The sequence below is a fragment of the Spiroplasma endosymbiont of Megaselia nigra genome (genome assembly GCF_003987485.1).
GTDB lineage: Bacteria > Bacillota_I > Bacilli_A > Mycoplasmatales > Mycoplasmataceae > Spiroplasma.
Window position 1 is genome coordinate 1 of record NZ_RCOO01000225.1, and the last position, 1,671, is coordinate 1,671.

At 23.7% G+C, this 1,671-nt stretch carries 3 protein-coding genes; all 3 read right to left on the minus strand.

Annotated elements, in window-relative coordinates:
• Positions 1–198: 198 nt before the first annotated feature.
• The 3 genes from D9R21_RS06305 to D9R21_RS06315 are packed head-to-tail and all read right to left on the minus strand — an operon-like array spanning position 199 to position 1,531.
• A complete protein-coding gene (locus tag D9R21_RS06305; RefSeq protein ID WP_126821522.1) occupies positions 199–507 on the minus strand; it encodes a hypothetical protein in 309 nt (102 codons plus the stop codon).
• A 3-nt stretch (positions 508–510) separates the two neighbouring features.
• Complete coding sequence (locus D9R21_RS06310; RefSeq protein ID WP_158613961.1) at positions 511–1,284, minus strand: ParA family protein; 774 nt, start codon at positions 1,282–1,284, stop codon at positions 511–513.
• Complete coding sequence (locus tag D9R21_RS06315; protein ID WP_126821524.1) at positions 1,262–1,531, minus strand: hypothetical protein; 270 nt, start codon at positions 1,529–1,531, stop codon at positions 1,262–1,264. Before D9R21_RS06315 ends, D9R21_RS06310 begins: the two co-directional genes overlap by 23 nt.
• Positions 1,532–1,671 lie beyond the last annotated feature (140 nt).

Consider the following 1,671-nt stretch of genomic DNA (forward strand, 5'->3'; position numbering starts at 1 on the left):
AAAATATCTTGGTAAAAAAATTATAACATAATTTATTATTTAACACAGTTTTTATTCCCCGTATTGATTGTAAATCACTCATCAGCAACTTTTTGAACCACAAAACTACAATTTTGACACTTTTGTAAATCAACATCAACAATCATTAAATTATGATTTTTAGTATCTTTGTTTTCTACTTTTTCATTGTTATTTTATCTACTTTCGTTTTTTGTTGTTTTTTGCTTTTTTCTTTTTCGGTTTCTTTTTTTCTATAGGGGGTCTGTTTATTTTGTGTCATTCTTCAATTTCTTCATAACAAAATTCATAAACCATATCAGTGAAAAATTCTTTTTGGAATTCTTCATTATTTTCTAACATATTATCTACTTCACTATCAACCTCATATCTTGACAAAAAAGCAACAAACCTTTTGCTATGTTCTACACAAAAACAACCCATTTTATCAACAAACAATTTTAGTTCTTCACAGCGGAGAAGAATGCAAATATTTTCATCTAATTTCATTGTTTATTTGATTTCTTTGATGAGTTCTTCGTATGCTTGTTTTTGCCGCCAATAGTACGGGTTCTCCCAAATACTGCTTAAATCATTTTCAGTTTTAATAAATGTATCTGAATGTTTAATATGGTTTAAAATTAAAAAATCAGTATATTTTTTTTCTGCTAATCATTCTAATATATTAGATGTATTTTCATTATCTTTTATATTATTAAAAATTAGTTTAATTATTGGCATTTCTCTTTTGTCAATTCCAGTAATATAATTTAAGGTATTTTGTAAATCAACAATACCCTTATAACTACCAAGACCACTATTTATTGGAATTAAAATTAAATCACTAATTAATAAATAATTTAAACTTAGTTCATCTACCGTTGGCGGATAGTCAATCAAAACATAATCATAACTATCCAGTGTATCCTTATTAATTTTATATATTAAATCACCAATAAAATATTTTTCTTTTTCTTCATATAAATCTTTTATTAAAAATATTGATTTTCTGACATTTTCACTAGAAGCAATAATATCTATATTTTTATACTTAGATTTTTGAATTACTTTATCAATGCTTATATCTTCAACCGAAGCAATTATTTTGGCCATTGTTTTATTAATGTCTGTATTATCTTGTTGTAATTCTAATGTTATAGTACCTTGACTATCTAAATCAATTACTAAAACTTTTTTATTTTCCAAAGCAAATTTATAGGCGACATTTTTGCATAATGTCGTTTTTCCAACCCCACCTTTTTTGTTACAAAAACCAATCATCTTCATTGTTATTATTTTCCTTTCCATAACGCTCTTTAAGAATTTCATTCATAAGAGTTGTATATAATCATTTTTTGTTTTGTGCTTCCTTTCTAAATGCTTCCACAAGTTTTTTATCACAATACATATTGGGTATCATATCTGTTGTTTTCCTTTTTTCGTTTCTTTTTAAATTTTCTTTTGAATAAGCAGCAGTATTTTCCACCCGCTCTAATATTTTATTTTTTATACTATTTTTACTTTCAATTGGCATTGTTATTTAACTCCTTTTTTTTATTATATATTATTTTACAAATTTTACAAATAAAATGTATTTTACAGATATAAAAACATTATAAAATGTGGTTTTTAAAAATTATAAAATATATAAAATGTATTTTACATATTTTATAA